The sequence below is a fragment of the Paenibacillus sp. NN59 genome, from assembly GCF_057597225.1.
In genome coordinates, this window is sequence record NZ_CP199678.1 from 621,047 (window position 1) to 646,744 (window position 25,698).

The 25,698-nt window shown below is 48.6% G+C and carries 23 protein-coding genes; 17 read left to right on the forward strand and 6 right to left on the reverse strand.

Features of this window, described 5'->3' with window-relative positions; genetic code table 11:
* Positions 1-35: 35 nt before the first annotated feature.
* From ACT89M_RS02840 to ACT89M_RS02890, 11 genes are all read left to right on the forward strand, one after another.
* The gene (locus tag ACT89M_RS02840) at positions 36-917 is read left to right on the forward strand and encodes a carbohydrate ABC transporter permease (RefSeq protein ID WP_090918610.1); all 882 of its coding nucleotides are present in this window, start codon (positions 36-38) and stop codon (positions 915-917) included.
* Positions 917-1,753: a carbohydrate ABC transporter permease gene (locus ACT89M_RS02845; RefSeq protein WP_090918608.1), complete on the forward strand. Its 837-nt coding sequence runs from the start codon at positions 917-919 to the stop codon at positions 1,751-1,753. The genes ACT89M_RS02840 and ACT89M_RS02845 overlap by 1 nt, the downstream gene beginning before the upstream one ends.
* A gap of 64 nt (positions 1,754-1,817) precedes the next feature.
* Positions 1,818-1,970 carry a hypothetical protein gene (locus ACT89M_RS02850; protein ID WP_186809798.1) on the forward strand — a complete coding sequence of 51 codons (153 nt, stop codon included), beginning with the start codon at positions 1,818-1,820 and terminating at the stop codon, positions 1,968-1,970.
* 306 nt (positions 1,971-2,276) lie between these two features.
* Complete coding sequence (locus tag ACT89M_RS02855) at positions 2,277-3,578, forward strand: ABC transporter substrate-binding protein (RefSeq protein ID WP_090918601.1); 1,302 nt, start codon at positions 2,277-2,279, stop codon at positions 3,576-3,578.
* Positions 3,579-3,849: 271 nt separating this feature from the next.
* A complete protein-coding gene (locus tag ACT89M_RS02860) occupies positions 3,850-4,506 on the forward strand; it encodes a TetR/AcrR family transcriptional regulator (RefSeq protein WP_154891369.1) in 657 nt (218 codons plus the stop codon).
* A gap of 90 nt (positions 4,507-4,596) precedes the next feature.
* Positions 4,597-6,567: an alpha/beta fold hydrolase gene (locus ACT89M_RS02865; protein WP_308722968.1), complete on the forward strand. Its 1,971-nt coding sequence runs from the start codon at positions 4,597-4,599 to the stop codon at positions 6,565-6,567.
* A gap of 431 nt (positions 6,568-6,998) precedes the next feature.
* Positions 6,999-7,451 carry a chemotaxis protein CheW gene (locus ACT89M_RS02870; protein ID WP_090918595.1) on the forward strand — a complete coding sequence of 151 codons (453 nt, stop codon included), beginning with the start codon at positions 6,999-7,001 and terminating at the stop codon, positions 7,449-7,451.
* A gap of 203 nt (positions 7,452-7,654) precedes the next feature.
* Positions 7,655-10,828, forward strand: coding sequence for a DEAD/DEAH box helicase (locus ACT89M_RS02875; protein ID WP_487344985.1), 3,174 nt, complete (start codon positions 7,655-7,657; stop codon positions 10,826-10,828).
* Positions 10,829-10,888: 60 nt separating this feature from the next.
* Positions 10,889-11,707 (forward strand): hypothetical protein, encoded by an 819-nt coding sequence (locus tag ACT89M_RS02880; RefSeq protein ID WP_487344986.1) that lies wholly within the window; start codon positions 10,889-10,891, stop codon positions 11,705-11,707.
* Between the two features lie 300 nt (positions 11,708-12,007).
* Entirely contained in the window at positions 12,008-12,979 is a 972-nt protein-coding gene (locus tag ACT89M_RS02885) for a D-alanyl-D-alanine carboxypeptidase family protein (RefSeq protein ID WP_154891471.1), read from the forward strand.
* 96 nt (positions 12,980-13,075) lie between these two features.
* On the forward strand, positions 13,076-13,474 hold the full coding sequence (locus ACT89M_RS02890; RefSeq protein WP_253498157.1) for a RidA family protein: 399 nt from the start codon (positions 13,076-13,078) through the stop codon (positions 13,472-13,474).
* A 239-nt stretch (positions 13,475-13,713) separates the two neighbouring features.
* Here ACT89M_RS02890 and ACT89M_RS02895 read toward each other — a convergent pair whose 3' ends face one another.
* Positions 13,714-14,775, reverse strand: coding sequence for a copper amine oxidase N-terminal domain-containing protein (locus ACT89M_RS02895; protein ID WP_487344987.1), 1,062 nt, complete (start codon positions 14,773-14,775; stop codon positions 13,714-13,716).
* 250 nt (positions 14,776-15,025) lie between these two features.
* On the opposite strand from ACT89M_RS02895, the gene ACT89M_RS02900 reads away from it, so the two are divergent.
* On the forward strand, positions 15,026-15,502 hold the full coding sequence (locus tag ACT89M_RS02900; RefSeq protein WP_154891364.1) for a GNAT family N-acetyltransferase: 477 nt from the start codon (positions 15,026-15,028) through the stop codon (positions 15,500-15,502).
* Between the two features lie 38 nt (positions 15,503-15,540).
* Positions 15,541-16,611, forward strand: a complete 1,071-nt coding sequence (locus ACT89M_RS02905; RefSeq protein WP_154891363.1) for a Gfo/Idh/MocA family protein — start codon at positions 15,541-15,543, stop codon at positions 16,609-16,611.
* A 107-nt stretch (positions 16,612-16,718) separates the two neighbouring features.
* Here the strand turns inward: ACT89M_RS02905 and ACT89M_RS02910 are convergent, their stop codons facing one another.
* A complete protein-coding gene (locus tag ACT89M_RS02910; RefSeq protein ID WP_154891362.1) occupies positions 16,719-16,952 on the reverse strand; it encodes a hypothetical protein in 234 nt (77 codons plus the stop codon).
* Positions 16,953-17,044: 92 nt separating this feature from the next.
* Here ACT89M_RS02910 and ACT89M_RS02915 point away from each other — a divergent pair, with 92 nt between their 5' ends.
* On the forward strand, positions 17,045-17,761 hold the full coding sequence (locus tag ACT89M_RS02915) for a hypothetical protein (protein WP_154891361.1): 717 nt from the start codon (positions 17,045-17,047) through the stop codon (positions 17,759-17,761).
* 131 nt (positions 17,762-17,892) lie between these two features.
* Here the strand turns inward: ACT89M_RS02915 and ACT89M_RS02920 are convergent, their stop codons facing one another.
* Together ACT89M_RS02920 and ACT89M_RS02925 are read right to left on the reverse strand one after the other, a co-directional pair.
* Positions 17,893-18,261, reverse strand: coding sequence for a hypothetical protein (locus tag ACT89M_RS02920; RefSeq protein WP_253498148.1), 369 nt, complete (start codon positions 18,259-18,261; stop codon positions 17,893-17,895).
* A 116-nt stretch (positions 18,262-18,377) separates the two neighbouring features.
* A complete protein-coding gene (locus tag ACT89M_RS02925) occupies positions 18,378-21,083 on the reverse strand; it encodes a UvrD-helicase domain-containing protein (RefSeq protein WP_487344988.1) in 2,706 nt (901 codons plus the stop codon).
* Positions 21,084-21,438: 355 nt separating this feature from the next.
* Here ACT89M_RS02925 and ACT89M_RS02930 point away from each other — a divergent pair, with 355 nt between their 5' ends.
* Together ACT89M_RS02930 and ACT89M_RS02935 are read left to right on the forward strand one after the other, a co-directional pair.
* Positions 21,439-22,257, forward strand: coding sequence for a zinc ribbon domain-containing protein (locus ACT89M_RS02930; protein WP_154985310.1), 819 nt, complete (start codon positions 21,439-21,441; stop codon positions 22,255-22,257).
* 60 nt (positions 22,258-22,317) lie between these two features.
* Positions 22,318-23,121, forward strand: a complete 804-nt coding sequence (locus ACT89M_RS02935) for a TrmB family transcriptional regulator (protein ID WP_090918573.1) — start codon at positions 22,318-22,320, stop codon at positions 23,119-23,121.
* A gap of 600 nt (positions 23,122-23,721) precedes the next feature.
* On the opposite strand, the gene ACT89M_RS02940 is transcribed toward ACT89M_RS02935, so the two are convergent.
* A complete protein-coding gene (locus tag ACT89M_RS02940) occupies positions 23,722-24,516 on the reverse strand; it encodes an NUDIX hydrolase (protein ID WP_308722961.1) in 795 nt (264 codons plus the stop codon).
* 79 nt (positions 24,517-24,595) lie between these two features.
* On the opposite strand from ACT89M_RS02940, the gene ACT89M_RS02945 reads away from it, so the two are divergent.
* Positions 24,596-24,898, forward strand: coding sequence for a hypothetical protein (locus tag ACT89M_RS02945; protein ID WP_090918571.1), 303 nt, complete (start codon positions 24,596-24,598; stop codon positions 24,896-24,898).
* A 281-nt stretch (positions 24,899-25,179) separates the two neighbouring features.
* Here the strand turns inward: ACT89M_RS02945 and mscL are convergent, their stop codons facing one another.
* Positions 25,180-25,674 carry a large conductance mechanosensitive channel protein MscL gene (mscL, locus tag ACT89M_RS02950; RefSeq protein WP_090918569.1) on the reverse strand — a complete coding sequence of 165 codons (495 nt, stop codon included), beginning with the start codon at positions 25,672-25,674 and terminating at the stop codon, positions 25,180-25,182.
* Positions 25,675-25,698: the final 24 nt, after the last annotated feature.

Here is a 25,698-nt window from a genome sequence, read left to right on the forward strand (position 1 = left end):
ACCAATATCATCCATCTATAGAAGGGGAGAACGATATGAAGCATCGCAAATCTTCACAGCTGTTACAGCAGCTTGTGTTCGTGGGTCCCTCCGTTGTATTTTTTATTCTCATCATCGTGGTCCCTTTCCTGCTTGGCATGATGTATTCCTTTACGGATTGGAACGGAGTATCCGCCAGCATTAACTGGGTTGGGCTTGATAACTTCGTGCATATTTTTGCAAACGATCCCAAGTTCCAGAATGCATTCTGGTTCACAGTACGCTTCACCGTTGTAGGGGTGATCCTCACCAATGTCATCGGTTTTTTCCTGGCCTACTTCCTGACCAAACCGCTCAAGACGAGAAATATTCTGCGTACGATCTTTTTTATGCCTAACGTAATCGGTGGATTGTTACTCGGGTTTATCTGGCAATTCATATTTGTGAAAGGGTTTTCAGCAGTAGGCGACGTGACGGGTTGGTCCTTCTTTAACCTCCCATGGCTGGGAGATGAGCCGACGGCCTTCTGGGGAATTGTCATCGTGTTTGTATGGCAGACCGCCGGATATCTGATGGTCATCTATATCTCATCTTTAACGAATGTATCACCTGATCTGCTGGAAGCTGCCGAGATTGACGGAGCCAGCCGCGGACAAGTGCTACGGAGCATTATTTTACCACTCATTATGCCTGGTGTAACCATCTGTCTGTTTCTGGCGATCTCTTGGTCGTTCAAAATGTTCGATCTCAACTTGTCACTCACCAAGGGTGGCCCGTTTGGTTCAACCGAATCGGTTGCACTCAATATTTACAATGAAGCCTTCGTGAACAACCGGTACGGAATTGGAACCGCCAAAGCGTTTATATTCTTCGTGATCGTTGCCATCATCACCATGGTTCAGGTTCGTTTGACGAAGAGCAAGGAGGTTGAAGCCTGATGGAAACAACGAAAAATTATCGCTTCGGTACCGTAATTACCGAGATTGTGATGGTGTTGATCGGATTGTTGTTCCTGATTCCGTTTTACTTCCTGTTTGTGAATTCGGTTAAAACCTTTGGTGACCTGCTTACCAATTCGGCTGCCTGGCCGGAAGTATTCCAGTGGGGCAACTACGCGAACGCTTGGGAGAAAATTAGCTTTCCATCGGCGCTCATGAACTCGCTGATTGTAACGATCGTCAGCAATCTGTTGCTCGTGCTGATCAGTTCCATGGCCGCGTACCGCATGGTTCGCAGCAATACACGGTTCAACCGGATCTTATTCGGTCTGTTTATCGCCGCAATGGTGATTCCGTTCCAGTCTATCATGATCCCGCTGGTTACGGTAACCAGCAATTTGGGACTGATCGACAGCCTTGGCGGACTCATAATCTGTTATCTCGGGTTTGGAGCACCGATGTCCATCTTCCTGTTTCACGGATTCGTTAAATCGGTGCCACTTGAGATCGAAGAAGCGGCCCGTGTGGACGGCAGTTCGGCCTATGGGGTATTCTTCCGGATTGTTTTCCCGCTAATGAAACCGATGTATGTAACCGTCATCATTCTGAACACACTCTGGATCTGGAATGACTACCTGTTGCCATCCTTGATCCTGCAAAGCTCCAATCTGCGCACCATTCCGATTGCAACCTTCGCACTGTTTGGTCAATATACAAAGCAGTGGGATCTGGCGCTACCTGCTCTGGTACTTGGGATCATGCCAATCATTATTTTCTTCCTGCTGATGCAGAAGTATATCATTCAGGGGATTACTGCCGGGTCCGTTAAAGGGTAGTGCGAGGACTGGCCGCTCCGTCATCATGTGCGCTTTCGGTCGCTGTTGCTCCTCGGGGGCCTGAATGATTGAGGCAAGGAAGCCCCCGAGGTTCAAAGGCGAACGCTCCGCTCCTCCAGCGCATCATGATGCCTCCGCTCCTGCCTCGCACGGTGGTGGGCAAAAGGCGCATCTGCCCGCAGGGCTTGGACAGATGCGCCAGAGCAGTAGAACGTGAAAAGACAGAGTAAAGACGAGATTAAAACAAGGGATACAAAGAATGGATTTCTGTAAAAGGTCGAGTAAAAAGACTGGCCTCACCGACATCAAAGGCATAGCGACAAGAGCTGGCTTGACCGTTAATTCGTGATCAACTACGCAATCACATTTGTGGGAATTGTGTTAGTTCATCTATATAAGCAACAGAATTAAAAGCAGGGACAGGGTCATTCTAAACAAACGAAGTACAGCCGGAGTAAGAGGCAAAGTGTACGCAAGAGGTGCAGGCAGTAAAAGTGAAACTACTTACAGGGAGAGTGTATCTATGAAAAGAATGACAAAGTTAACATTGCTGATGCTCATTGCTTTTTCAGTCATGCTGGCAGGTTGCGGAAACGGGGACAAAAGCGGTAGTCCCGTGAATACAGATGCTCAAACGGGTGGTGGTGACGCAGCGGGTGGCGCCAAAACGATTAAAATTTTCCAATACAAAGTTGAAATTGCCGAAGCGCTTAATCGTCTCAAAGCAGAGTATGAGTCTTCCCATCCAGGCGTGAAGCTGGATATTCAGACGGTCGGCGGTGGAAGTGATTACGGGGCTGCATTAAAAGCGAAGTTTGCCGCAGGCGAGCAACCGGACATTTTTAACGTCGGTGGATACCGTGAACTCGATACCTGGCTCGAATATCTCGAAGACCTATCTAGTGAACCGTGGGCTAAGGATGTACTGGAAGTGGCCAAAGAGCCGATGACTAAGGATGGCAAGCTTTATGGACAGCCACTCGCGCTGGAAGGGTACGGTTTTATCTATAACAAAGATCTGTTTGCCAAAGCAGGCATCACTGAAATCCCAACAACACTGGAACAACTGGATCAAGCAGCAAAGAAACTTCAGGACGCAGGCATTACACCGTTCTCGAACGGTTATCAGGAGTGGTGGGTGCTCGGGAATCATAACGTCAATGTAGCCTTTGCGAATCAGGCCGATCCGGTAAAATTCATTCAAGGTCTGAATGAGGGCACGGAGAAAATTCCGGGTAACCCAGTCTTCGAGGAATGGATCAACCTGCTTGATCTGACGCTCAAATACAGCAACAAAAATCCGCTCACCACAGACTACAACACGCAGGTAACTCTTTTTGCTAGTGGCGAAGCGGCGATGATGCAACAAGGAAACTGGACACAAGTACAGATTGACGGCATCAATCCGGATCTGAATCTGGGTATTCTGCCTATGCCGATTACGAATGAACCGAATGATAAGCTGTTTGTAGGCGTGCCTAACTACTGGGTTGTGAATAAAAACTCTCAAGTGAAGGCGGAGGCAAAAGAATTTCTGGACTGGCTCGTTACCTCCGACATTGGTAAAAACTATTTAACTAAAGAGTTCAAGTTCATTCCGGCCTTCAGTTCCATTCAGGCATCGGAGGAAGAGCTCGGGGACCTCGCAACAGATATCATGAAATATAGTCAGGAAAACAAAACATTAAGCTGGAACTTCAACCGTTTCCCTGAGGGTGTTCCACAAGAGTTCGGTAGCACTATCCAAGCATATGTTGCAGGTAAATCGGACAAAAAAGCATTACTTGATGCATTACAGCAAAACTGGGATAGTCTTAAAAAATAAGTAAAGTACGCACACTTGAAGTCAGTTGCAGCTTGTGCAACTGGCTTCTTTGCATTACCTGTTATAGTACAGTATTCACCTCGAGAATGTGGATAACTTTGCTCGTTTATAAATGTCAAAGTACAACTTTTACATCGGCTTAATACTAGATGTGGATATCCTGTGTGTATATGATCTAAATGTGGACAACTTTTCAGAAAATGAACTTCTGATCTACTTTTATAAACAGCCATGCTTGCTTTTGTTAAAATAGTACTATATAGTTCTAGTTATGAATAATAACAATACATCACATCAAGGGACTCCTGAATCTTCTAAATCATCCAAACCTAGAAGCTCCAGTCCCAGAAGTTCTAGTCCAGTTAACCGTACCAAAGCGGTGGAAGTTGCTGCGCAGTTATTCCTCCGGCAAGGCTATGCTTATGTCAGCATGGATGAGGTGGTGCGTGTTAGTGGCGTATCCAAATCCAATATCTATTATCATTTTAAAAATAAGGAGGAACTGCTTCAGGCGGTTGTGCAGTTCTGGATTGCGCAATATGAATCAGAGCTGTACTTGCTACTAAGTCAGCGTGAGCGGGGAGTGGAGGAACGGATCAACTCTTTCCTGGAATTGCTCTCGGCAGGTATAGAAAGTAGAAACTTTGAAGGTACATGCCCGTTTGTCACTCTTTATATGCAGGCACCGGAAAGTGCTTCCCTGGCGAAGGAAAGCATCTCGATCTTTTTCCGTGAACTTGTACCTATGGTGGAGAAGCTGTTCCAGCAAGGGGCAGAACGAGGCGAATTCCGCAAAGGGATTGAGCCGGGGGCGGCAGCTTCCTTATTTGTCGTAGCACTTGAAGGTTCGCTGATCTTGGCCGGGACTTCTCGTGATCTGGGTATTATAGAGCAGTCCGCACGTACGTTTTGTCAGATGCTTCGTTAAACGAAGCTCTTTTTTTGGGATGTATTAGTACTAAACAGTACTAATATGTAGTTTAATAATAAAAGATCAAGATAAATTGGAGGCATATCGATGAACGAAGCAAGATTAGAGCAAACCGTTCTGTTTATGACAGGTAGTACCGGTTTTATTGGAAAGGAAACAGTCAAACAACTTGTGGAGAAAACAGATATACATATGCTGCTGTTGGTTCGCTCCGAGCGGCGCGCCAGATCAGTTCTGGAGAGTTACGGTGTGAGAGGCTTTGAACGGATTACGTTTATCGAAGGTGATTTATCTTTGACAGGTTTAGGGCTTGTTCGAGCAGATCGTGAACGCATCAGGAAGGCGAATGTCATTCTTCATGCAGGGGGAACGATGGACATTACGCTGGGACGAGAGACAGCAGAAAAAACATTTATGCATGGAGCCAGAGAGATTGCTCAGCTGGCTCAGGAGATGAAGTTTGGCGGAAGTCTGCGACATTTCATTCATGTGGTTGGTTTTATGAGCCCTTATGGGCAAGGGAATGAGCAAGAGAAACAAGAACAGGTTGAAATGAATCATGCCGGTAACCAAGAGAGTGCTTATGAAGAGATGAAATTCAAGGCCGATGCTTATATAAGGGCACATGCAAAACAGTATGACTACCCGTTGTCCGTGGTAAATCCCAGTACGGTAGTCGGGCCACGCCCAACAGGTGAAACCGAGCAGACTGGCGGGATCGGGTTACTTATTGGAGCCGTTCAGAAAGGTTTTATGCCGGTTGTGCCTGGTGGATCGTCGTACTGGTTGCCACTCGTGGAGAATGATGTGGTGGCAGAAACACTTGTCTTTCTAATTCGGGATGAGGCACCGTTCGGAGGGACTTATCCACTGCTCGCCCGTAAGGAAGAGAGTCCGGACATGAAGGAATTATTGCATCTGATCACAAAGCAACTGGATGTGCCCAGACCGGCAGGATCATTGCCATTATCCTGGATTCAACGCCTTATGAGCCTTGGTGGAAGTCGCGTCAGCGGTATACCTTCACAGTCACTTGCTTTTATTACAGACAGGACATTTTCGGTAGAGGAGACCGAGGGGCTGATGCAACGAATGGGGAGAAACTGGCCAGATATCCGGGAGCAGCTTCCGTTCATTATTGCTGATCTGGATTACCGGCTTCTGTCCAAGGCTGGAGCTGAGCATAAACATGTTCTAAACGATTATATCCGTGTGCGTTTGGGAAATCTGGCGAGTTTAGGCTGGGAAGGGGAGGGGGAGCCGTGGGTGATCGTGCATGGTTTGTTGCAAAGTGCCGATGATTTGCTTCCATTAGGGTCACAGTTGCGGAAACTTACGGGTAATCCTGTCTGGATCGTTGATCTCGCAGGATTTGGTCGTTCACCTGTTCACCAGGCAGAAGATGCATTTACAGGTCAGGTTAACGCTCTTGTGGAAGCCCTATCTGAAGTGCAGGGTCCAATCAAACTAGTAGGTCACTCTGTAGGTGCAGCTATCGCGGCGGCAGCGTTGAAGCGAAGCGGACGTACCGATATTCGTTTGGCGTTACTCCAGCCTGTTGCGAACAATGTGAATGAGGGGAATAATGGACGTTTAAAACAGGTGCTTCATCTGCCTAGGCGTGTTGTGAGGACATTACTGCGGAGTAAGTCCCGGAGCAGTTGGGCGCGGATGTTTAGTGCGAGCGGTGAAGAAGTGGTGGATAAGATCAGCTTTACGAGGCTGGCTGAGAGGGTACAAGCCTATCTCCGTTCACCTCGTATAGCGGGTGCGCATGTAGATTTGTTGCGATGGATTCACTTGGGACATAAGCAGACGATAAGCTTTTGGGATGAACTCGGAAGCTTTCAGCAGGCAGGGTATAACGCAGACCCACTGGTTGTTTGGGCTGAAAAGGATCGAGAATATCATTTTCCTGCTAGTTTACATGCGGGTTATACAAAAGTGGGACTCCCTTATGGTCATTATTTTCCAGTTTTTCAGGTTGAACATACAGCGGAAATCCTTCTTGGTTGGGCTGGTGAAAGCGATGTGAATAACAATAGGGTGAAAGTGTGAAATCCAATATTGTTATTGAAAGGCTTTCCACAATATGTCCACAGTAGAGGATAAGCAGGCGAAAAACGACAAAGTTTACGTTAGATTTACAAACAAATACACAACATGTCCACATCAAAAATATGAATATCCACATAAATGAAGGTATATATCCACAGATTGTGTGCAACATGTGCACAACTTATCCACAAATGGGGTATAACTTTATATTTATATTCACGATAAGCAAAGTTTTAGAATTTTTTAATGGGTTATCCACAGAAATGAGAGTTAAATCGCTTATTTTTCAAAGAAAACAGGGAAAGAGATGTAACTGCGATTCTTCTTCTTGAAAGCCTAAACAATTACGCCAAAATTACCGATACAACATGTAACGACTCATCGTCTAAAGTTCGACAGCCAAAAGCGTGTTGATGATCTGATTTTACGGAATGAGAGGGTATGGGGACATTATGGATGAAGTAATGCAATATATTAATTTCTCGGTGGGAGATCAAATTTTTGCACTTCGCATTGATCAGGTTCATGAAATTATTAGAATGGTAGAGGTTACAACGGTTCCTTTCGGAAGTCCAGAGATCAGAGGATTCGCTTCATTGTACGGTAAGGTAGTTTCTGTCGTGAGTCTTCGTGTGTTGCTCGGCATGCCGGAGAAGGAAGATACCTCATCTACACGAATTATCGTAGTCCCTTACAAGAACGGGTATGTGCCTCTAATTGTAGACATGGTAGATTCGGTTGTGACGTATGATCGTTTCGAAGAGCCTGCAGAAGAACACCGCCGCTTTATGCTTGGTGTTTTTGATAAAATCGGGTTCTGTGCGGATCACCGCGCGGGTATTCTGAACCTGGATGTACTGCTCGGAAGTCTGGTCAGATCCTGATCGGATCAAAAATGGTGACCGTCTGACGGCCCGCATCATTAAATGTTTAAACAAAATGTTCCTCATCCGAATAATGGAGAAGGGACATTTTTTTGTATAGAAAAAGAGCATGATCAGCACTTTTTATACGTAAAGGTTTTTAAATCCGTCCATTTTCGTATATGATGGAGAGTAACAATGCGAAGGGATGACGGGAGACTGTAATGATGCAATCGCTGTATGGAGTATGGCTTGGAGACGTATTTTTTTGTTTTTCCGGTGAAACATCGGAACCGCGCGTAGATGCATGGAGTCACGTGGTGCGAAGGCTGCAATTTGGCGACGGGGGTCGTCTGTTTCAGCCTGCCGCGCTACGTCTTGCCGAACTGCGCTGGCCGAATCCGCTTCGAAATGCGGCAGAAGCCAAAAACGTAAAGCGGAGGCAGTTGCTTGGACGCACGCTTGAAGGATTGGCGGTTTCACCGAAGGATGCTTTCAGACTGTTATTGCAGTGGGACGATCAGATGTTACATGCAGCTGGGATTCAGGCTGGAGAAGAGATGCGTTACTGGGTCAAGGCAGCACAGTTCACACAGGAATTGTTGCTACGAGGGGCAATTGCTCCGGCGGCGGCATTTGCCGCTAAAACAGGCGCAAGACGGCGAACGGGTCAGGAGACCCTTACAGGGCTGTGGCATCCGCGTTTGCAGCTTGAAGAAGATCAGGAGCGTTTCAGAAGCCTTGCCGAATCCATGCCTCCCATTGCGCTGTCAGCGCCGGGGGCCTATGCCTCCACGGAGCCGGAGACACGTGAGGAAGCGGCAGGCACGGTATTGTTTTCATTTATGAGTGGCATCATTCATGCGGTGGTAACGAATGAACTGGAGAGCATGGATAGTGAACTTTCACGTTACCGGACATCGTTCAGGCGCGGCTCTTCACCGGTGTCTGAGCTATGGTGGAACAGTCTGATCTCCATATTCCGCCCAGTCACTGTGCAAGGACCGACAGAGGATATGGCGGACTTCGTGGATGCGATCCATGAGGCCGGGGGTACAACGATGCCTGCATTTGGTGTCGAAGAAATGCCGCCTGCGGAAGGGAAGTTCAGACTGGTCCTGCGTTTGGAGCCGCCTCTGGGGGAGCAGGAGACCACCTGGGGTATCAGTTTCTGGGTGGATAGCGATCAGGAGGCAGGTCTCAGGCTGCCTGCACGAAGCATTTGGGCACATCCTGAGCGCGATCTGGATCGGGGAAAAGTCTACTACGCCTCTGTGGCAGAACAGTTACTGATGGCCATCGGTGAGGCGTCTGAGCTGGCACCAGAACTGGAGACTGCTTTGCTGCATGCTCGTCCCGAGGGGATGCAGTTGCAGCAACAGAGTTTTTTTGAATTTCTTACCCATGCCGTTCCCAAGTTGCAGAAGGCTGGGGTAACGGTTCTAATGCCGTCGAGATGGAGTCGCGCGGGGAAACGGCGTGCAGGTCTGCGCTTGCAGATGATGAACGGAGCACCGGAGCGTCAACCTGGAGCTGGTTCTACACTCGGCATGGAGCAACTCGTAGCCTTTACAGCAGAGCCGATGCTGGATGGCAAGCCGATTACGGCAGAGGAACTTGCCGCACTGGCTGAATCCACCGTTCCCTATGTTATGTTTCGCGGGGAATGGATTGAAGTGGATACCAAAGAGATTCGCCAAGTGCTTCGATATATGAAAAAAGAAGAAGAACAATACATGCCGCTTTCCGAATGGCTACATCTTGCCGCAGATGAAGGGGAAGATTCCATTTGGAAAGGGATGTCTGTTTTCGGTGCTGAATCTGAAGGCATGCTCGCTTTCCTGCTAGAGGGACAGGTGCTTCGTAACATTGAACCTCGCCCAGTGCCAGCGGAGTTGCATGGTGAACTGAGACCGTATCAGGAACGTGGATTTCAGTGGTTATCTGCCATGGGTGAACTGGGCTTCGGGGTATGTCTTGCCGATGATATGGGACTTGGAAAAACGGTTCAGGTCATCACATGTCTGCTGGATCGCAAAGAGGAGGAGCGCAAGGCTGCACTGCAAGAAGCTCAGGAGTCCGTTGGTGATCCAGATACAGATATGCCGGAAGGTCAATGTCCTACACTTATTGTCTGCCCAACATCTCTACTGGGCAATTGGCAACGTGAGCTGAAGCGTTTTGCTCCAGACCTGTCACTGTACATTCATCATGGTGGACAAAGGCTACATGGAAATGCTTTTGAAGAGGAAGCGCAGAAGCATGACATCGTGCTCACAACCTATCACCTGGCAGGCCGTGATGGCCCGGATTTGGCTTCGTTGCACTGGTCGACCGTTGTACTGGATGAGGCACAGTATATTAAAAATTATCGGACGAAGCAGGCTCAGAGTGTCATGCGGCTGTCCACTTCTCATCGGATTGCCATGACAGGAACACCGGTGGAGAACCGTTTGAGTGAGCTTTGGTCTATTTTCCAATTCCTGAATCCGGGATATCTCGGTACATCTTCTTCGTTCCGCCAGCGGTATACAGGTCTGGCCCCTTCGGAAGAGAACGCGGCTTCGCTCCGGGAACTGCATCGACTGGTGTCGCCGTTTATGTTACGCAGACTGAAGAGTGATCCGGATATTCGCAAAGATTTGCCAGAAAAGCTGGAACTGAAATCCTATTGTTCACTGACACCGGAGCAGGCGATTCTGTATCAACGGGTCGTGGATGATCTCATGGGTGGTCTGGATGGACGGAACGGTATCGCACGTAAAGGGATTGTGTTATCCTCTCTGACCAAACTGAAACAAATTTGTGACCACCCTGTTCTGGCGGACAGCAGCCGGAAGGAGCACGGCAAGGCCGAAGCATCCGGCAAAATGGAACGATTGCTCGAATTGCTGGATGCTATTCGGGATAATGGAGAATCGGCTTTGATCTTTACCCAGTATGTTGCGATGGGGGATCTGTTGGTTTCCAGACTGAACCGGCGTTACGAAGAAGAGCCTTACTTCCTGCATGGCGGGGTTTCCAAGTCACAGCGGGATGAAATGGTGGAGACATTCCAAAAAGGGGAAGGCCCGTCTATGTTTGTCCTGTCTCTTCGTGCAGGCGGCGTGGGTCTGAACCTGACACGGGCAAGCCATGTCATCCACTATGATCGCTGGTGGAATCCGGCGGTGGAGAACCAGGCGACAGACCGGGTATTCCGCATCGGGCAGAACCGTAACGTTCAGGTACACAAGTTGATCTGCCAGGGTACATTGGAAGAACGAATCGATGAGCTGATTGAGAGCAAGAAAGCTCTCTCCGAGCAGGTCGTAGGTTCGGGTGAAAACTGGCTGACCGAGATGTCAGACGATGAACTGCGTAGTCTGATCTCGCTTCAAGGAGAGACTTGGTTGTAGATTAACCCATGAGTAGTGTGCTCGTGGATCAGGTGATGGATGATTTAGGAAGGGAGGGGGATGATGATGAGCGAAAAATGGAACATCGAGCTGCATATGTCCCCCGGGGTGTGGACAGCAGAGGTGAATGCAGTGGCGGATTCGGGAGAGACTGTGCCTGGGTCGGCTGATACAGATCAGACCGGAACAGCCGCATCCGGCGTGTTCACGGTCACAGGCACGCTGCCGCAGCTAAGCGAGGCGCAGCGCGAGGCCGTGCTGGCGCAGCTGCGCAAGCGCCCGCTGGCGCTGTACGCCCTGCTGCGCGGTGGCCCGGCGCCAGAGGAGCTCGCCGGGCTGTTGCCCGCGGCGGCGCCTGCCGGCACGCCAGGCGAGGCCACGCTCGGCGCTGCGCCTGCAGCGGCATGCACCTGCGGCCACGCGGGCTGCGCGCATGCCGCGGCGGCTGAGCGCGCCGTTGCTGCGCGCCTCGCGGCCGAGCCGCTGCTGCAGCTGGCGCATGCCGGCCTGCCGCGCGAAGCGCTGCTCGCCGGCGTGCTGGGATCATGGGCAGAGGAACTTGCCCATGATCCCAGCGGCCCGGGCCGCGCAGCGGAAACGGCGGGCCGCCCGCAGGCGCGGGCTGGCGAAGGCGGCGCGGCCGTCGGCGAGTGGATCGCCGAGGCCGCCGCGGACGGCGCCATGCACCAGCCGGGGCCGGGCTTCGGCGCCGTGGAGGTGCGGCTCGCGCAGCCGGGCAAACCGCCTGCGCTGCCCGAGCTGACCGCGCTGCTGCCGGGTGTGCCCGCAGCAGCCGGTCTGGATCTCATCCGCGAGCGCGTGGCGGCGCGGATGTGGCAGGCTGTCCAGAAGCATAAGGACAGCCCGGCAACCAAATGACGCATCACACAAGTACAGCGGGGGAGATCACCAGATCGCCCCTGCTTTTTTTGTGGAGCTTAGCTTTCATTTCCAGTTTCCATCTGAAGTTATCTAAGATTGGGATGTTGCATTAAATGTACAGAAATAAAGGCTACGAGCTGTATAAAGGGTATATCCTTGCATAGAGACTGGGAGAAGGAACTCTTTACTGGTGGAGCTTATCGTACATTTAAGGTATACTGTCGCAGGGAACATCATAGTAACCATGAGAAAACGCAAAAAAGATATTCATTCTACTAAGGTGATAGGAGTTTTATGATGAAATCAGGAACAGGAAGACAGCGCCGAATCGTGGTTCTGCTGTCCTCATTTATGATATGTGGAGCCTTGCTGGCTGCGTGCGGTTCCGGTGCGAACGAGAATCAGAACGCGAACGGAACACCTAACACGGAGCAGGGAACGGATGGCACAACCGTGCATTTGACCGATGAATCTGGCTCAGATGGCAAAGGTAATGCGGAGGGCAATAACACAACCAATTCGGGTAGCGATGAAGGCACAGATAACGGCTCAGGCAGCGTATCTACCGGAGAAGGGCAGGGTTCTGCGGACAATGGAAGTGGTGGTGCAACAGCAGAAGATCCGCTCATGGAGAAACGCAGCATCAGCGCTCTGCAGACCACGATTGACTCCCAATCGGTGGTTACTAATGCGGAGGCCATGACGGTCATTGTCAACAAACAGCGTAGTCTGCCGGAAGGTTATGAGCCGAGTGATCTGGTCGAGCCTGACGTGCCGTTCTCATTCGAGGGGCCACATGAGAAACGTCATATGCGCAAAGAAGCTGCGGAAGCGCTGGAGAAACTGTTTGCTGGTGCCAAAGCAGACGGGATTGAGCTTCGTGCCGTGTCTGGATACCGGTCTTACAAGCGTCAGGTATCCATCTACAACAATAATGTGAAAACCAAAGGGGAAGAGTATGCTTCCCGTGTAAGTGCCGTTCCAGGCCGCAGTGAACACCAGACAGGTCTTGCCATAGATGTATCCAGTCCAAGCGTGGGCAATGTGCTGGAAGAGGTGTTCGGCTCATCCAAAGAAGGCAAATGGCTGGATGAACATGCTGCCGAATATGGCTTTATCATTCGTTATCCGAAAGGCCAAGAGAGCAAGACGGGTTATGTGTATGAGCCTTGGCACATTCGTTATGTTGGTGCAGATATTGCATCCGATGTTGTAAAGAGTGGTTTAACGCTGGAAGATTACTTTGACGAGGCTAATATTAAACTGTAATTCGCTGGTACGTTATTTAAGCCCCCTGAACAAAACCAAGCCTTAATCAAGGTGAAATTGACTTGTTCAGGGGTCACATAAAGCGAGGTTAGGAAAATGAGCAGACAGCAGGTATTTACGGGCTCCCCTTGGGAACCACTGGTTGGGTATTGTCGTGCAATTCGTGTAGGTAACCGGGTTGAGGTTGCTGGGACAACAGCAATGCAGGATGGCGTCGTTGTGGGTGCGGGTGACCCGTATGTGCAGACCAAATTTATTTTGGAGACGATCGAAAAAGCGCTGAAAGAGCTTGGTGCAGACTTGACCGATGTGGTTAGAACACGTATGTTTGTCACGGATATTTCGAAGTGGGAAGAGGTTGGCAAAGCACATGGCGAATTCTTCGGACAGATCCAGCCTGTAGCGACGATGGTCGAAGTCAATGCGCTCATTGATCCTTTGCTAATGGTGGAGATCGAGGCTGAAGCAATTATAGAATCTTCAGATGAGGCTTGATCATATTTTCTCTATCCGGAAAACAGAAGAAATATAACAGATAACAGATACTTACCTTAGAATGCATACTTTAGAAGTTTTGATACTTACTCATTTGTGAAAAAACCTTTCCACGCCCTGGCAGAAGACAGGAGGGAAAGGTTTTTAGCTTTTCTAGCCTTTACGCGTCATTCCACATGTACTCTACTTTACTTGCCTATAGGCTAATTCTAACTTCCTATCGGCACATCCTACCGCCTTTACTCGGCTTTGGGCTGAACTGCCGGAATCTCTACAACCACTTTCCAAGCTGTCCCGATTGGAGGCAGGCTGCGAGTCAGCATCGGGCTATAGAAACCCATCACTTTGGCACCTTCAGTCAGTTGCTCGGCTTTTACAATTTCGCCCCTCTGGTTCACTAGCGAAGTTTCTTTTTCGATATTCAAAATGACATGATCTGGTGCAGTCTCAGCCAGACGTGTACCTTTAATCTCAATCTGGGATACCGTGCCGTCCTTCATAATTACATTTTCAATCGCACCAGAGGTTCCAAAAAGTTTTTGAGGTTGCGCTGCTGTTTCAGCTGCTGTATCCAGTACGGTTACTTTATATGTCGGTGTTTGTGGAGGCAGACTTTTGGTCATCATCAAGGAGTGCTCAGCTTCTACCATCATACCGATAGACAAATCGGCTAGTTTAATCTCTTTTCCCTCTGCGGAAATGAAAGTTGTTTTCTCGCTTAGGTTCAGCACGATACCATCTGGCCCTGCGCCACCAATCTGAATGGATTGATATTTATCCTGATTTGAAATCCGGGTAATCACACCGCGCTCTGTAACCGTTTTGATGTCCTCCTCACTTCTAATCTCCACCTGATTTCCCGTTGTACTTACTTGGGCATGTAGGACTTTCTCCGCAAAAACAGCAGGTACGTAAAGTGTTCCGTCCTTGATTTCAGGTGCTGTACCGAGGGTCAGCAGCATTTTGTTTACAGAGTAACGATCTTTACCCGCAAAAACCTGAGTCCACAAGGCACCGCGAGTCAGCTCTGCGGACTTGTCTTCCTTATGCCATTTCAATTCGATTCCGAGAGCTTCGGTTAGCGCTCGAAGCGGGATCATGGCAGCCTTATCGTCTTGAGTCCAATATCCGTTAGCAACCGCTGCACCATTGACGGATACATGTACAACTCCTGTAGTACTGCTCGGGGCAGAAGTGACGGTTTCCTGCATAGGTTGTACCGTGTTATCTACTGAAGCAGCATAAGCAGCCCCGCCGCTTAGTGCCATTGATAGAGCCATGATGGTGCTTACCTTTTTCATGTTGTTTTTCATTCGTAATCATCCCTTCTCATCTGCGTTGTGTCGCGGTAAACTTTTATACAGATCACCGCATCTCATCTTTACTGACGGGATAACCTGTCTCAGTGTTGCAGTAGGATATAAACACTGTAAGCGCCGTATGTTCGTTTCAATTCGGAATATTGCGCAAGAAGCAGGTTATCAGCAGTAGGATTAGGTTAATTTCAAAGTATGCGGATCATTCCGTGCCAGATGAGGAGGAAACGAACCGATGAGTGATATGTTGGTTGCGCTTTATCGTCTGCCTGAGCAACACGGCGGGCTGGAAAAACTGAAGGCCGCATCCATTGTCATTCGCAGAGCTATTGCTCCGGAGAAACAGCAGGTGCTGAACTGGGTGAGAACCCATTTTAACCAGCATTGGGTAGATGAATGTGATGTCGCCTTTGCCCGACAACCTGTGACCTGTTATATTGCGCTGGAGCATGGAAGAATGATTGGTTTTGCCTGTTATGAAGCGACCTGTCGTAATTTCTTCGGCCCTACTGGCGTAAGCCTGGATGCCCGTGGAAAGGGTGTTGGGACTGCCTTGCTACTGGCTTGTATGCATGCGATGAGAGCAGATGGCTACGGTTACGCGATTATTGGATCGGCTGGGCCGATGGACTTCTACAAACGAACGCTGGGCGCGGTGGAGATTGAAAATTCAACACCAGGTATTTACGAAGGCATGCTGCGGGCAGACTAGACGTTAACGAAGTTTTGGAAAAGGGAGGGAGGACGAAGATGAGCACCAAGCAAATGCTGCATATCGGTATGATTGGCACAGGTTCGATCTCGGATCTTCATATGAGGTGTTATGCCAAAAATGAGGATGCCGTCATCTATGCCATCTGTGATCTGAACGAGGAACGGGCCAAAGCAGCCGCACAGAAGTATGACGCTCAGTCCGTGTATACGAACTATCGTGAGATGCTGGAAGACCCGCATGTCGATGCGGTCAGTATCTGTACATGGAATAATACGCATGCGGAATTTGCCATTGCGGCGTTGGAAGCAGGTAAACATGTATTATTGGAAAAGCCGGTGGCTACGAATGTGGAAGATGCGCTACGGATTGAGGAAGCGGTGAAAAAAAGCGGACGGACCTTTGTTGTCGGCTTTGTACGCCGGTATGATAACAACATGCAGATGCTGCGCAGATTCATTGATGCCGGCGAGTTTGGCGAGCTTTATTATGCGAAAGCGTCGATTTTGCGGCGCCTGGGTAACCCGGGCGGCTGGTTTGCGGACAAGGCTCGTTCCGGAGGTGGCCCATTGATTGACCTGGGTGTACATATCATCGATCAGTGCTGGTATCTTATGGGTAGACCGAAGCCTGTTTCCGTCAGCGGGAATACGTATCGTAAACTCGGCAATCGTGCGAATGTGGAACATCTCTCATTTTACAAAGCGGCAGACTACAGTGCTGCGATTAATAATGTCGAAGATATGGCCAATGCCCTGATCCGTTTTGAAAATGGTGCTTCTCTGGCGGTAGATGTGAGTTTTACCCTCCATGCCCGTGAGGATGAATCCTTTGTTAAGCTGTACGGTGAGCGCGGTGGATTTGAACTGGAGCCCAAAACACTGATTGTCACCGAGAAACATGATACCATCATGAACATCGAACCTCAGACAGATCATTCCGGTCTGGATATACACGGTGCATTCCAGAATCAGATCGATCACTTTGTAGAATGTTGCCTGAACGGTACGCCGCCCATCAGCCCGATTGCGGATGGGGTGACCTCCACGCGTATGCTGTGCGCCATCTACGAGTCTGCCGAAAAAGGGCAGGAAGTACGTTTGGGTTAATAGACATGTAAAATACATTTAAAAAAATGGTATATTATTTGATTTAATAATACTACCGACAAAAGAGTTCTGATGGGCATATATTCCCACAGAACTCTTTTTTAGTGCTAATCATTTTTTTTAATTACAAAATCAATAATAAATAAGATTGATCCTAAAAAAATGAAAATCGGAACAAATAGATTATCGAAGAACCCAGGATAGAGCACTGTTAAATCAACAGATACCCCAGTTTTTCCAATAGTTATAATGTAGGTGGATAAATAAGCGATAATTCGCTCTAAAGTATAAAAAAATCCAGCCGCAATCCAAAGAATTAAGCCCATTGTTCGTAATTTCATTATATTCCTCCTTTTAATAAAATTTTACATTTTTTAATTTTCCTTTATTATGAATTATGTACCAAATTATACAGGAAAAGAGGTAATATGTGTTGGATATTAGAAAAAAATTTTTGATCCCTGCTGTTGTAGCTTCTATGCTTGTGGGAGGCGCGTTTTCTTCGGTTGCTATGGCTCAGCAAAATCCTGATTTAACCGTCTCAATTAGTAAAACAGAAAAAGTAATAGATGGGCAAAGCTTTTTAATTTCTCCTGAAGCAGTTGGTAAAATAACTGACGAAGAATTGAAAGCGATATCAAAGCAAGCTAGTGGTAGTGGAGATATAATAATCTCTAATGTAACAGAAAGTACTACCTCAAATGTATCTTCTCAGCAAAATGTTATAACTCCAAATGCTTGGTATGACCTTTATATTATCTGGGATATTTCCAAACAAGTAACCCAGAGAGATACTCCTTTAGCAGCCCAACAGATAACAAGTGTGGGGCAATCGCAAGAAAGAACTATTAATACCACCTTTAAACTTAGTGCAAATGTCTCTGCCAGTGTAACGGTTCCGGCTAGTTTGAAAACTTCGATAGAAGCAGGATTGGCAAGTGAAATATCTCAAAGCATAAGTACAAAATATTCAGGACCTAAAGTAGGGAGTGGTATTTCCTCCTATGTTTTCTGGATAACGCCTTTTGTAAACCGTGGAACATGGAATGCAACTGGTAAAGGGAATTTGTCGGGGGACCCTCACGGACCATATTCTGGATCATGGCAGGAACCAAATAAATTTGTAGAATGGACTCAAGTAATTAGATAATAAATACTTAGAAAATAACCTCTCCCTAACACAAACGTGTGTTTCGGAAGAGGTTATTTTCATTAACTTTTGATTGAGGTTTAATAGGAGAATCTTTATGTGCCAAGAGCCATACATTTTTTCTAGCTCAGTCATTTATTCATCGGTGAGTTTTCATATCCCGGGTCATCGTAGTCCGTATTCTGAAGTTTTGGAAGCACGTCCATGTCCTCTATAGCCTGTCTGGTCTCCGTTGTACCATGATCGTAGAGGAAGGTGTACAGCATCGTCACGCCGTCTGTTAATCGTTCATTTCCATCGTCGTGGTCTGCCGATTTGTAAGGTACGGGTGCTCGCTGTAATGAGTAGTCGTCCCCATCCTCAAGCACTTTCATCAGATCTTGTAATGTTGCCAATTGTCCATCATCCACAAGGACTTCGAACGGAGTAGATTCGTTTCTCGTTCGTTCAATAAGGTTATGAGTTACCGACACATACAGATGTTGTTTGCTTTCCTGCATAATCCAACCCCCATTTCAATATTGAAAAAAAGACCATTTTACTGTTGAATTGGAAAAAAGACGCTTCTACTGTTAATAAACAGCAGCAAGCGCCCTGAAACGAAGAAGATGCTTCTCTATTTTCCAAATCGATTCGTCATTGGAACCTGCCGGGTGCCGGCAATCATCGTTCCTGAACATAGTGGACAGACAGGAGGGCCAGAGTTGGCCTTTTTCGACGTTTTACCGGACGCTACAGCCGGTTTCTGCCTCAACCATGCTTTGCATGTAACAGAACTACATTTCCAGACGGCCACCGTTTCTGTCCGCTCGGCTTTGTTCACACCAGATCGAGTAGAATCAGCATGCGTGGAAGCGCTGGAAGTGGAGGTTGTAGAGGCAACTTTTGGATGAAGACTTGGTGTACTAAAAGCTTTATGATCTCGAATAATTCCGCTGCCGCGTTTCTCGCTGAGGCGATCCTCATCCCGCTCATCCAGCATTTCCATTTCCCGATGATCCTTATGGTTAATTGCACTACGCTGCCGATCGTGCTGCACATAAGATGAAGTTTGATGTGCAGTACCACCCTTACCATTTTCACGTCTGCCGGCATCTTTAGCGTTACCGATGCTTTTCCAGTTTCCGTTGCTGCTTCGGTTGTTGCTATTTCCGTTGTTGTTCCTGTTATAGCTTGCGTGTCCATCATTACTAGATGACGACGTGCTGCCGCTGCGTGCCTCTTCCCGTGTTTTACGTTTGTCTGGAACCTCCATGCCAAAGGCTTCAAGCAAGAAACGCGACACATCAGCAGGTTTGCCGTGATGGCTTGCGGGTGATGTCACATATAAGTGTTGTTTCGCACGGGTAATGGCTACATAAGCGAGTCTGCGTTCTTCCTCCAAAGCCATATCCAATTCAGCATCCGTCTGCTGCACGGTGAGTGCTGCCTTCTGATCTTCCGGAATATCCTGACGCAAGGCGGTACTGTGCGGCACAATGCCTTCACTGGCTCCGATCCAGTACACACATGGGAACTCCAGTCCTTTGGCCCGGTGAATGGTCATGAGCTGCACCGCATCACTATCCTGCGCCCGGCGCAGTGATTCCATCTCGCGATGTCTGCGGGACAACTCGTCTGCGAATTGCACGAATTCTTCCACGGTTTCGAACTTTTTGACAGCCGCTTCGAATTCATCCAGTGTTTCCAGCATCGTTTCCTTATAATGAGTAAAAATAGTCGGGTCGCCGCTCTCCATATACTTATCGTAGAACTGGCGGCGCATCTCCTGAATCGCGATAATCGGCTTCAGCTTGTGCAGAGATTTGATCAGCTTGATGCGTTCCTTGACCTGCTCCTGTTGAAACGGCTTCAACTTGTCCCATTTGCTCAGATGGATTAGCGGATATTTCTTGGCCTGTTCCTGCTCACAGCGCTGGATATACTCCAGTCCTGCATCACGGGACACATACAGCGGACCGAGTGCGCTTGGCAGAGCATCCATCGCTCGTGGGTTCAGAGACAGGCGCATATGATCCATTAACGGCTTGATCAGTGACTGATCATAGAAGACCGGAGCGGCCCCGTGTTGTACAAAGGGCACATCCTTCAGCACCAATTGCTCAAATACCGCCCGGCTGCTACTGGCAGTCCGGTGCAAAATAGCTATGTCCCGATATGGAAACTGCCCTTCCTCCACCTGCTCACAGATCTGATTCACGACCCAGGCGGCTTCTTCCTCGGCGTTAGATGGTGTAGCGAACCGGGGCGCATCCCCGCGTTGTCCTGCCGCACGCAGCCGTTTGTCACGTCTGCGTTTGTTGCGTGCGACCAGCTCGCTTCCAAGTCCCAGAATACGCGCATCACTGCGGTAATTAATATCCAGCGTCACGATGCGTGCACCTGGGTATACTTTATCGAATTCCAAAATCGATTCCTGCCGTGCGCCGTTGAACGTATAGATCGTCTGGTCATCGTCTCCAACAACCATCAGATTGCGGTGTGCTCCAGCGAGCATCTGTACAATCTCGTATTGCAGTCGGTTTGTATCCTGAAATTCATCAACCATAATGTATTGAAAACGCCGCTGCAGCGGCTTTAACACCGCCGGATCCCGAAGTAGCGCAGCCGCGCGCAGCAGGATATCATCAAAGTCCATTTTGCCGCGATCCTGTTTCCAGCTTTCGTATCCGAGCAATACACGCTTGGCATCGCGCTCATCTTGCGTTTTCTCCGGCAAGTCTGCCGTGTCTGAACCTTGCATCTTCCAGGCGGACAGCATCGCCAGCAGACTCTCCGGCTGAAATGCCTCGCTCATGCCATTTTGGCGAAGAAGCATTTTCAGCACCGTATGCTGGGCCCGCGACTCACCAAAAATGTCTTCCTGTACCCCGTAATGGCGTAGCAAAGTCAGCGCAAACGAGTGAAAGGTGCGGGCCTGTACCGCTCTTGCTGCAGCAGGTCTAATCCCTGGCAAAGCAGCAATCCGGTCCTTCATCTCCGCAGCGGCCTTGTTGGTAAACGTTACGAGCAGAATGCTGCCCGCGTGTACACCGCTGACTTCCATCAGGTAGCCTGCTCTCGCAGCGAGTACAGTTGTTTTGCCGCAGCCAGCACCGGCGAGGGTGAGAATAGGCCCTCTGCCATGACGAACAGCCGAGATTTGCGGACCATTGAGTTTAATGCCGGCTTCTTCAAGCGAGCGGAAATAATAGGCGTCCTGCTGATCATCACCCACAAGCTGCCGGCTGGTTTCCAGCGGCGCCGAGGGAGATTGAGGCAAGGAGGACGCGGGGGTCACCCCGAGCGGACGGGGGTAGAACGTTGAGTTCGGACTTAACATGTTTCATCCACCTCTGTATACATTCAGGGATTGAATAATCCCGTTCAAGAGTAAAGAATTTGCCCTTTTCACAATCGCATTGTAAATTGGTAAGATAGAGTAAGTTGCGAATCCTGCGTGTTCCATTCATATGGAGTCAAAGTTCCATTATACCGAACGTATGGTCTTGACGAAAGCCCCTGTTTTGATCCAATATCCGCATAAAATGGGGTACCAGCGCGATTTTTCGCAACTTTTTGGCTTCATATCGTATAAGTTATATATCCAGAGCATCTCGCATGTTGCGAATTGCTCACCTACTAACTAATGAAGAATAATAATGATATTGTTTTGACGGGACAGAGGAGGAATTGTGATGAAACTGCTTCAGCGCATCAAAAACGGAGCAAACAAAGCAACAGAGCGTGCACAGCACGCCGTTGAGATTGGCAAACTGAACAATCAGATTGTGGGCTTGCAACAGGAACAGGAAGTCCATTTTACCGATATGGGCCGCATCTTCTATGAAGGTTATCGTGCACAGGATATGACGCTCGCTGAAAAGGAAATGGTAGATCTGTCTAATCTGTGTGACGAGTTACAGGATGAGATCGACGCTCTGCGCAGCAAGATTGCCGAGTTGAAAAATGAACGCCTGTGTGAGTGTGGACACGTTGCATCACTGGATGCCAATTTCTGTCCGAAGTGTGGACGCAAATTGGGCGAATCCAAACCGGGTGCAGCTGCATCGGGAACGGCCGGAGCGGCAGGGGTTGCCAAAACGGCAAATCATGAGACGGCAGCTGCGCAGAACCCGGTTACGGAGCAGTCGATTTTTGATGCACCGCCGGCTGTGGAAGAACATGAAGAGACCGAGCCGTATCATACGGTTATCCCTTCGATTGCGGATCTGGATACGGAACCGGGATATAACAGCACCGAGTTTACGCTGGAAGAGAAGGAAGCGTTCGATGCAGAGTGGGAACGCCGCAGAGAAGAGGAAATGCAGCGGGAACGTGAGCGTCAGCAGGAGCTGGATGAGCGTATTCGTTATTGGAAAGAAAACAATCCGATCGTGAACACCGTAGATGTGCAGACGGAAGTGCCACGCGAAATGGTGAAGTGTCAGATTTGTGCATCCGAATTGCCAAAAGGCTCCAAGTGGTGCCCGCGTTGCGGAGCCGAGCAGATTTGATGCAGTAGACGTGCTGCCGTCAGGCAGTGCTGGTTGCTGACAGCATGGGGGGACAGAAATATGGACCAACTGCTGCATCATCTACGTCATCTCGGGTTCACCGAGATGGAATCTAAAATTATGGTGGAATTAGCCCGCCAGGGATCAGCCTCTGGATATGAGGTAGCCAAACGGCTGGGTGTGTCCCGTTCCAATGTATATGCAACCTTGCAACGACTGGAATCAAGAGGATTTCTCCGGTGCAGTCCGGGAGAACCTGCGAAGTACAGCATGTTGAAACCGGAAGAGATGACACGCATGATCTCTGATCAGATGCATACTTCTCTGGATTACGTCGAGCGAAGCATGCCGAAGAGCGAACCGGAGAAACCTGTGTTTTACAATGTCGAAGGCGACAAAAATGTTCTGGAGAATCTGAGTCGTGAACTTGCCGCAGCGCAGCACGAGATTGTAGTGGATGTGTGGCGCGAGGAAGCAGAACTGCTTCGAGAGGAGTTGCAACAGGCTGAGGCTCGGGGTGTACGCTTATTGTGGTCCTGTGAAGGTGGGGAAGGTATGGTAGATCAGCCGCTTCCTTTGCCGGGATTGCCCTCACATGGCATGGGTAACGGGCGTAAGTTCTCGCTCGTTGTAGATCGCCGCTGGTGCATGCTGGGCATGCGTGGGGAGTCATGTCCTACGCAGGCCGTGGTCACAGCTCATCCGGTAATGACCGGATTGCTACTGAATCATTTTGCACAAGAACTGGTGCTGTATGAACTGGAGCAGGATATCGGCGAGGAGTTGGAGGATCGCTACGGACGTCGGTACGCAGACATTGCTGCACGGTACTGGTCTACCCCTGCACCAGATCATGAACAGTAACACTACAGTAGCAGGAGAGCTCTTACGGGAGAAATAAGAAATACCAAAAAGGACGAGGCGCGAACAGAAGGGTTCGTTGCGGCTTCGTTCTTTTTGTGTTGTTTTGTGTTACTGATCGTGGCACCTTATAGCCTCTTTGTCTAGCACATACTCGAAAACCTACGGCTTGAGCGCTAACGATCACCACAAGCCTTATTTTGGAGAAATCAACCTCTTTCAGATTCTAACGATCCTCAGGAACGCTATTTCGTCCAAAAAACATCTTTTCACCGCCAATAGAGCCATTTTTGCCTAAATAACGTCTCTGGTGATCGTTACATTTCACGAGACCCCGAAATGGGGCAAATAACGTTCCCTGTGATCGTTAGAATTTTTCTGAGCCCAAGCTCGCGCACATTCGCTTTAGGTGGTTCATGGGTACAACGATACAATTCAGAACCCAAATGCAGTGATGCTTGTTACAGCATTGGTTTGCCATCCGGTTGATAGTAAAGGAATGCTCCTGGAATACCTAAAGGGTAATGTGATTGGGAATAATGAAGGTAATCGTCTAGGGATGAGTTAAACGTATGAAGTAATGCTATTTTTGAGAAAATGAAGTTAGACCCCATGTACTCGTTTCAAAGCTTTGAGTACGTCGATATAATACGTGGAGCCATGCGGCACAAAATCCGCCGTGCTTACTTCGCATATGAGGCGTGCAGCACTGGCGGAATGCTCATAATCGCCATGATTGGACGAAAGGTCGGTTGATGTCATTGTGATTTCTTGGGTGCACTCAGACAGTGACTCACCAGTTCGTAGGGATGCGGTTAAGGGTGTGTCATCCTCTAATGGGGTAGATAACGCTTCACCTTCTTGCACGAATGTCTGTTGCGCACGCACACCAGATGCCTGCACGGCATCTTTCTCTTGGCGGAACAGGGCGAGCAAGTCATCCAGTGGCGCTTCATAGAGACTATCCACTTCGCTAGCCTGAAGAACATAGGACTCCAGTGGCTGGTTCAGGCACAGACCGTAGACAGCACTGAATTCCCGATCCAGAAACGGAATACCACGCACCTCACCCTGTAGCTGTTGCCTAGCCGTGAACAAATAAGTCAGTGCATCGAATGAGGTATGCACACCGAGCTCTTCTTCGAGTTCACGATGTGCATCCTGTAGCTGTTCACCGGCTACGAGGTGGCCTGCCGCTGTGATATCATAATATCCGGGAAAAGTATCTTTAATATCCCGTCTTCGCTGAAACAGAACCATGCGCTTGTCGCCTTCGTCACGCACGATCCAGCAATGAAAGGAACGATGCCAATATCCTTTGGCATGGACCTCGTTTCGGGGTGCTGTACCGATCCATTGTTGCTGATCGTCATAAATGTCGAAACGTTCTGGGGTCATGAAACGTATCTCCTTATATAGCAGAATTTAAAGTTCAAAATTTCACAAAGTATCTTTTTAACGAAAGGGGAACGATTGTATGGAATGCATTGTACACTTTCAGGTGATTTATCCGCAACCTCAGGAGCGTAAAGCGCTTAGGGGACTTATCTTTGTAGGGCAAGGTCAGGAGCCGGCCACGAGTCAGCTTACGACGATGTTCAAAGACATGGGATTTCATGTTCGTTTGGAAGACGAAGCACAGTTGTTGTTTAAACCGACGGATGCCAGCGCCAATTTTGAATACATTCGGGTTACTGAACTGGATACCGGGGAAGAGGTCTACAAGGAAGACAAAGATCTCAAATCGATTCTGGAACACTTGCTGCCAAAACGTTTCTAAATAAGAGACGCATGACCAGCATACAGCAATCACAGTAAATAAAAAAAAGGTCCCACCATTAAGGTGGAACCTGAACATTTGCAGGTTTGATGTACTTTATACGCGTATGCATAGCTAAAATAGTTTTCGATCAAACAAGAATGAGTATGCTTAAATGCTCTATAGATGCAGACAATAATCATTACATAAGCGTACATTGGCTTAGATGTCATTGCTGTATCAAGAATCAAACCTGCATTTGCTTTATTTATATTTGCTCTACACATTAATAGATCAGACCCTTATGCCGGAGCGTTGCTTCCTTCAGCCTCGAGCTGGGAAGTGCATTGGGAACAACGAGTAGCTGCAGCAGGAATTTCAGACAGACAGTACTTGCATGCTTTCGTTGTTTTTTTCGGTTCAGGCTTGGCATGCTCTTTACGTTTCAGATAGTTAATGCCTTTAACCAGCATGAAGATACAGAACGCCACGATAATGAAATCAATCATCACATTGATAAATTGACCGTAAGCAATGACGGTGGCGCCAGCTTCGTTGGCTTGAGCCAGTGTCGTGATGTCTTGTCCACCGGCTGTCTTTACGTCAGGGTCAAGGTTAATGATCTTTTGGCTGAAATCGATTCCGCCGAGCAGTTTCCCAACCGGTGGCATGATGATATCATTCACAAGGGACGTAACGATTTTTCCAAAAGCAGCTCCGATAATTACACCGACCGCCAGATCAATGACGTTGCCGCGAACAGCAAACTCCTTAAATTCTTTCAGTATGCCTTTCATGTAACAATCTCCTTTAACGACTAG

Bases quoted from the DNA above. Each gene is read 5' to 3' on its own strand.
- ACT89M_RS02840 (WP_090918610.1), top strand. From the start codon at position 36: ATGAAGCATCGCAAATCTTCACAGCTGTTACAGCAGCTTGTGTTCGTG.
- ACT89M_RS02845 (WP_090918608.1), top strand. From the start codon at position 917: ATGGAAACAACGAAAAATTATCGCTTCGGTACCGTAATTACCGAGATT.
- ACT89M_RS02850 (WP_186809798.1), top strand. From the start codon at position 1,818: ATGATTGAGGCAAGGAAGCCCCCGAGGTTCAAAGGCGAACGCTCCGCT.
- ACT89M_RS02855 (WP_090918601.1), top strand. From the start codon at position 2,277: ATGAAAAGAATGACAAAGTTAACATTGCTGATGCTCATTGCTTTTTCA.
- ACT89M_RS02860 (WP_154891369.1), top strand. From the start codon at position 3,850: ATGAATAATAACAATACATCACATCAAGGGACTCCTGAATCTTCTAAA.
- ACT89M_RS02865 (WP_308722968.1), top strand. From the start codon at position 4,597: ATGAACGAAGCAAGATTAGAGCAAACCGTTCTGTTTATGACAGGTAGT.
- ACT89M_RS02870 (WP_090918595.1), top strand. From the start codon at position 6,999: ATGAGAGGGTATGGGGACATTATGGATGAAGTAATGCAATATATTAAT.
- ACT89M_RS02875 (WP_487344985.1), top strand. From the start codon at position 7,655: ATGATGCAATCGCTGTATGGAGTATGGCTTGGAGACGTATTTTTTTGT.
- ACT89M_RS02880 (WP_487344986.1), top strand. From the start codon at position 10,889: ATGATGATGAGCGAAAAATGGAACATCGAGCTGCATATGTCCCCCGGG.
- ACT89M_RS02885 (WP_154891471.1), top strand. From the start codon at position 12,008: ATGAAATCAGGAACAGGAAGACAGCGCCGAATCGTGGTTCTGCTGTCC.
- ACT89M_RS02890 (WP_253498157.1), top strand. From the start codon at position 13,076: ATGAGCAGACAGCAGGTATTTACGGGCTCCCCTTGGGAACCACTGGTT.
- ACT89M_RS02895 (WP_487344987.1), bottom strand. From the start codon at position 14,775: ATGAAAAAGGTAAGCACCATCATGGCTCTATCAATGGCACTAAGCGGC.
- ACT89M_RS02900 (WP_154891364.1), top strand. From the start codon at position 15,026: ATGAGTGATATGTTGGTTGCGCTTTATCGTCTGCCTGAGCAACACGGC.
- ACT89M_RS02905 (WP_154891363.1), top strand. From the start codon at position 15,541: ATGAGCACCAAGCAAATGCTGCATATCGGTATGATTGGCACAGGTTCG.
- ACT89M_RS02910 (WP_154891362.1), bottom strand. From the start codon at position 16,952: ATGAAATTACGAACAATGGGCTTAATTCTTTGGATTGCGGCTGGATTT.
- ACT89M_RS02920 (WP_253498148.1), bottom strand. From the start codon at position 18,261: ATGCAGGAAAGCAAACAACATCTGTATGTGTCGGTAACTCATAACCTT.
- ACT89M_RS02925 (WP_487344988.1), bottom strand. From the start codon at position 21,083: ATGTTAAGTCCGAACTCAACGTTCTACCCCCGTCCGCTCGGGGTGACC.
- ACT89M_RS02930 (WP_154985310.1), top strand. From the start codon at position 21,439: ATGAAACTGCTTCAGCGCATCAAAAACGGAGCAAACAAAGCAACAGAG.
- ACT89M_RS02935 (WP_090918573.1), top strand. From the start codon at position 22,318: ATGGACCAACTGCTGCATCATCTACGTCATCTCGGGTTCACCGAGATG.
- ACT89M_RS02940 (WP_308722961.1), bottom strand. From the start codon at position 24,516: ATGACCCCAGAACGTTTCGACATTTATGACGATCAGCAACAATGGATC.
- ACT89M_RS02945 (WP_090918571.1), top strand. From the start codon at position 24,596: ATGGAATGCATTGTACACTTTCAGGTGATTTATCCGCAACCTCAGGAG.
- mscL (WP_090918569.1), bottom strand. From the start codon at position 25,674: ATGAAAGGCATACTGAAAGAATTTAAGGAGTTTGCTGTTCGCGGCAAC.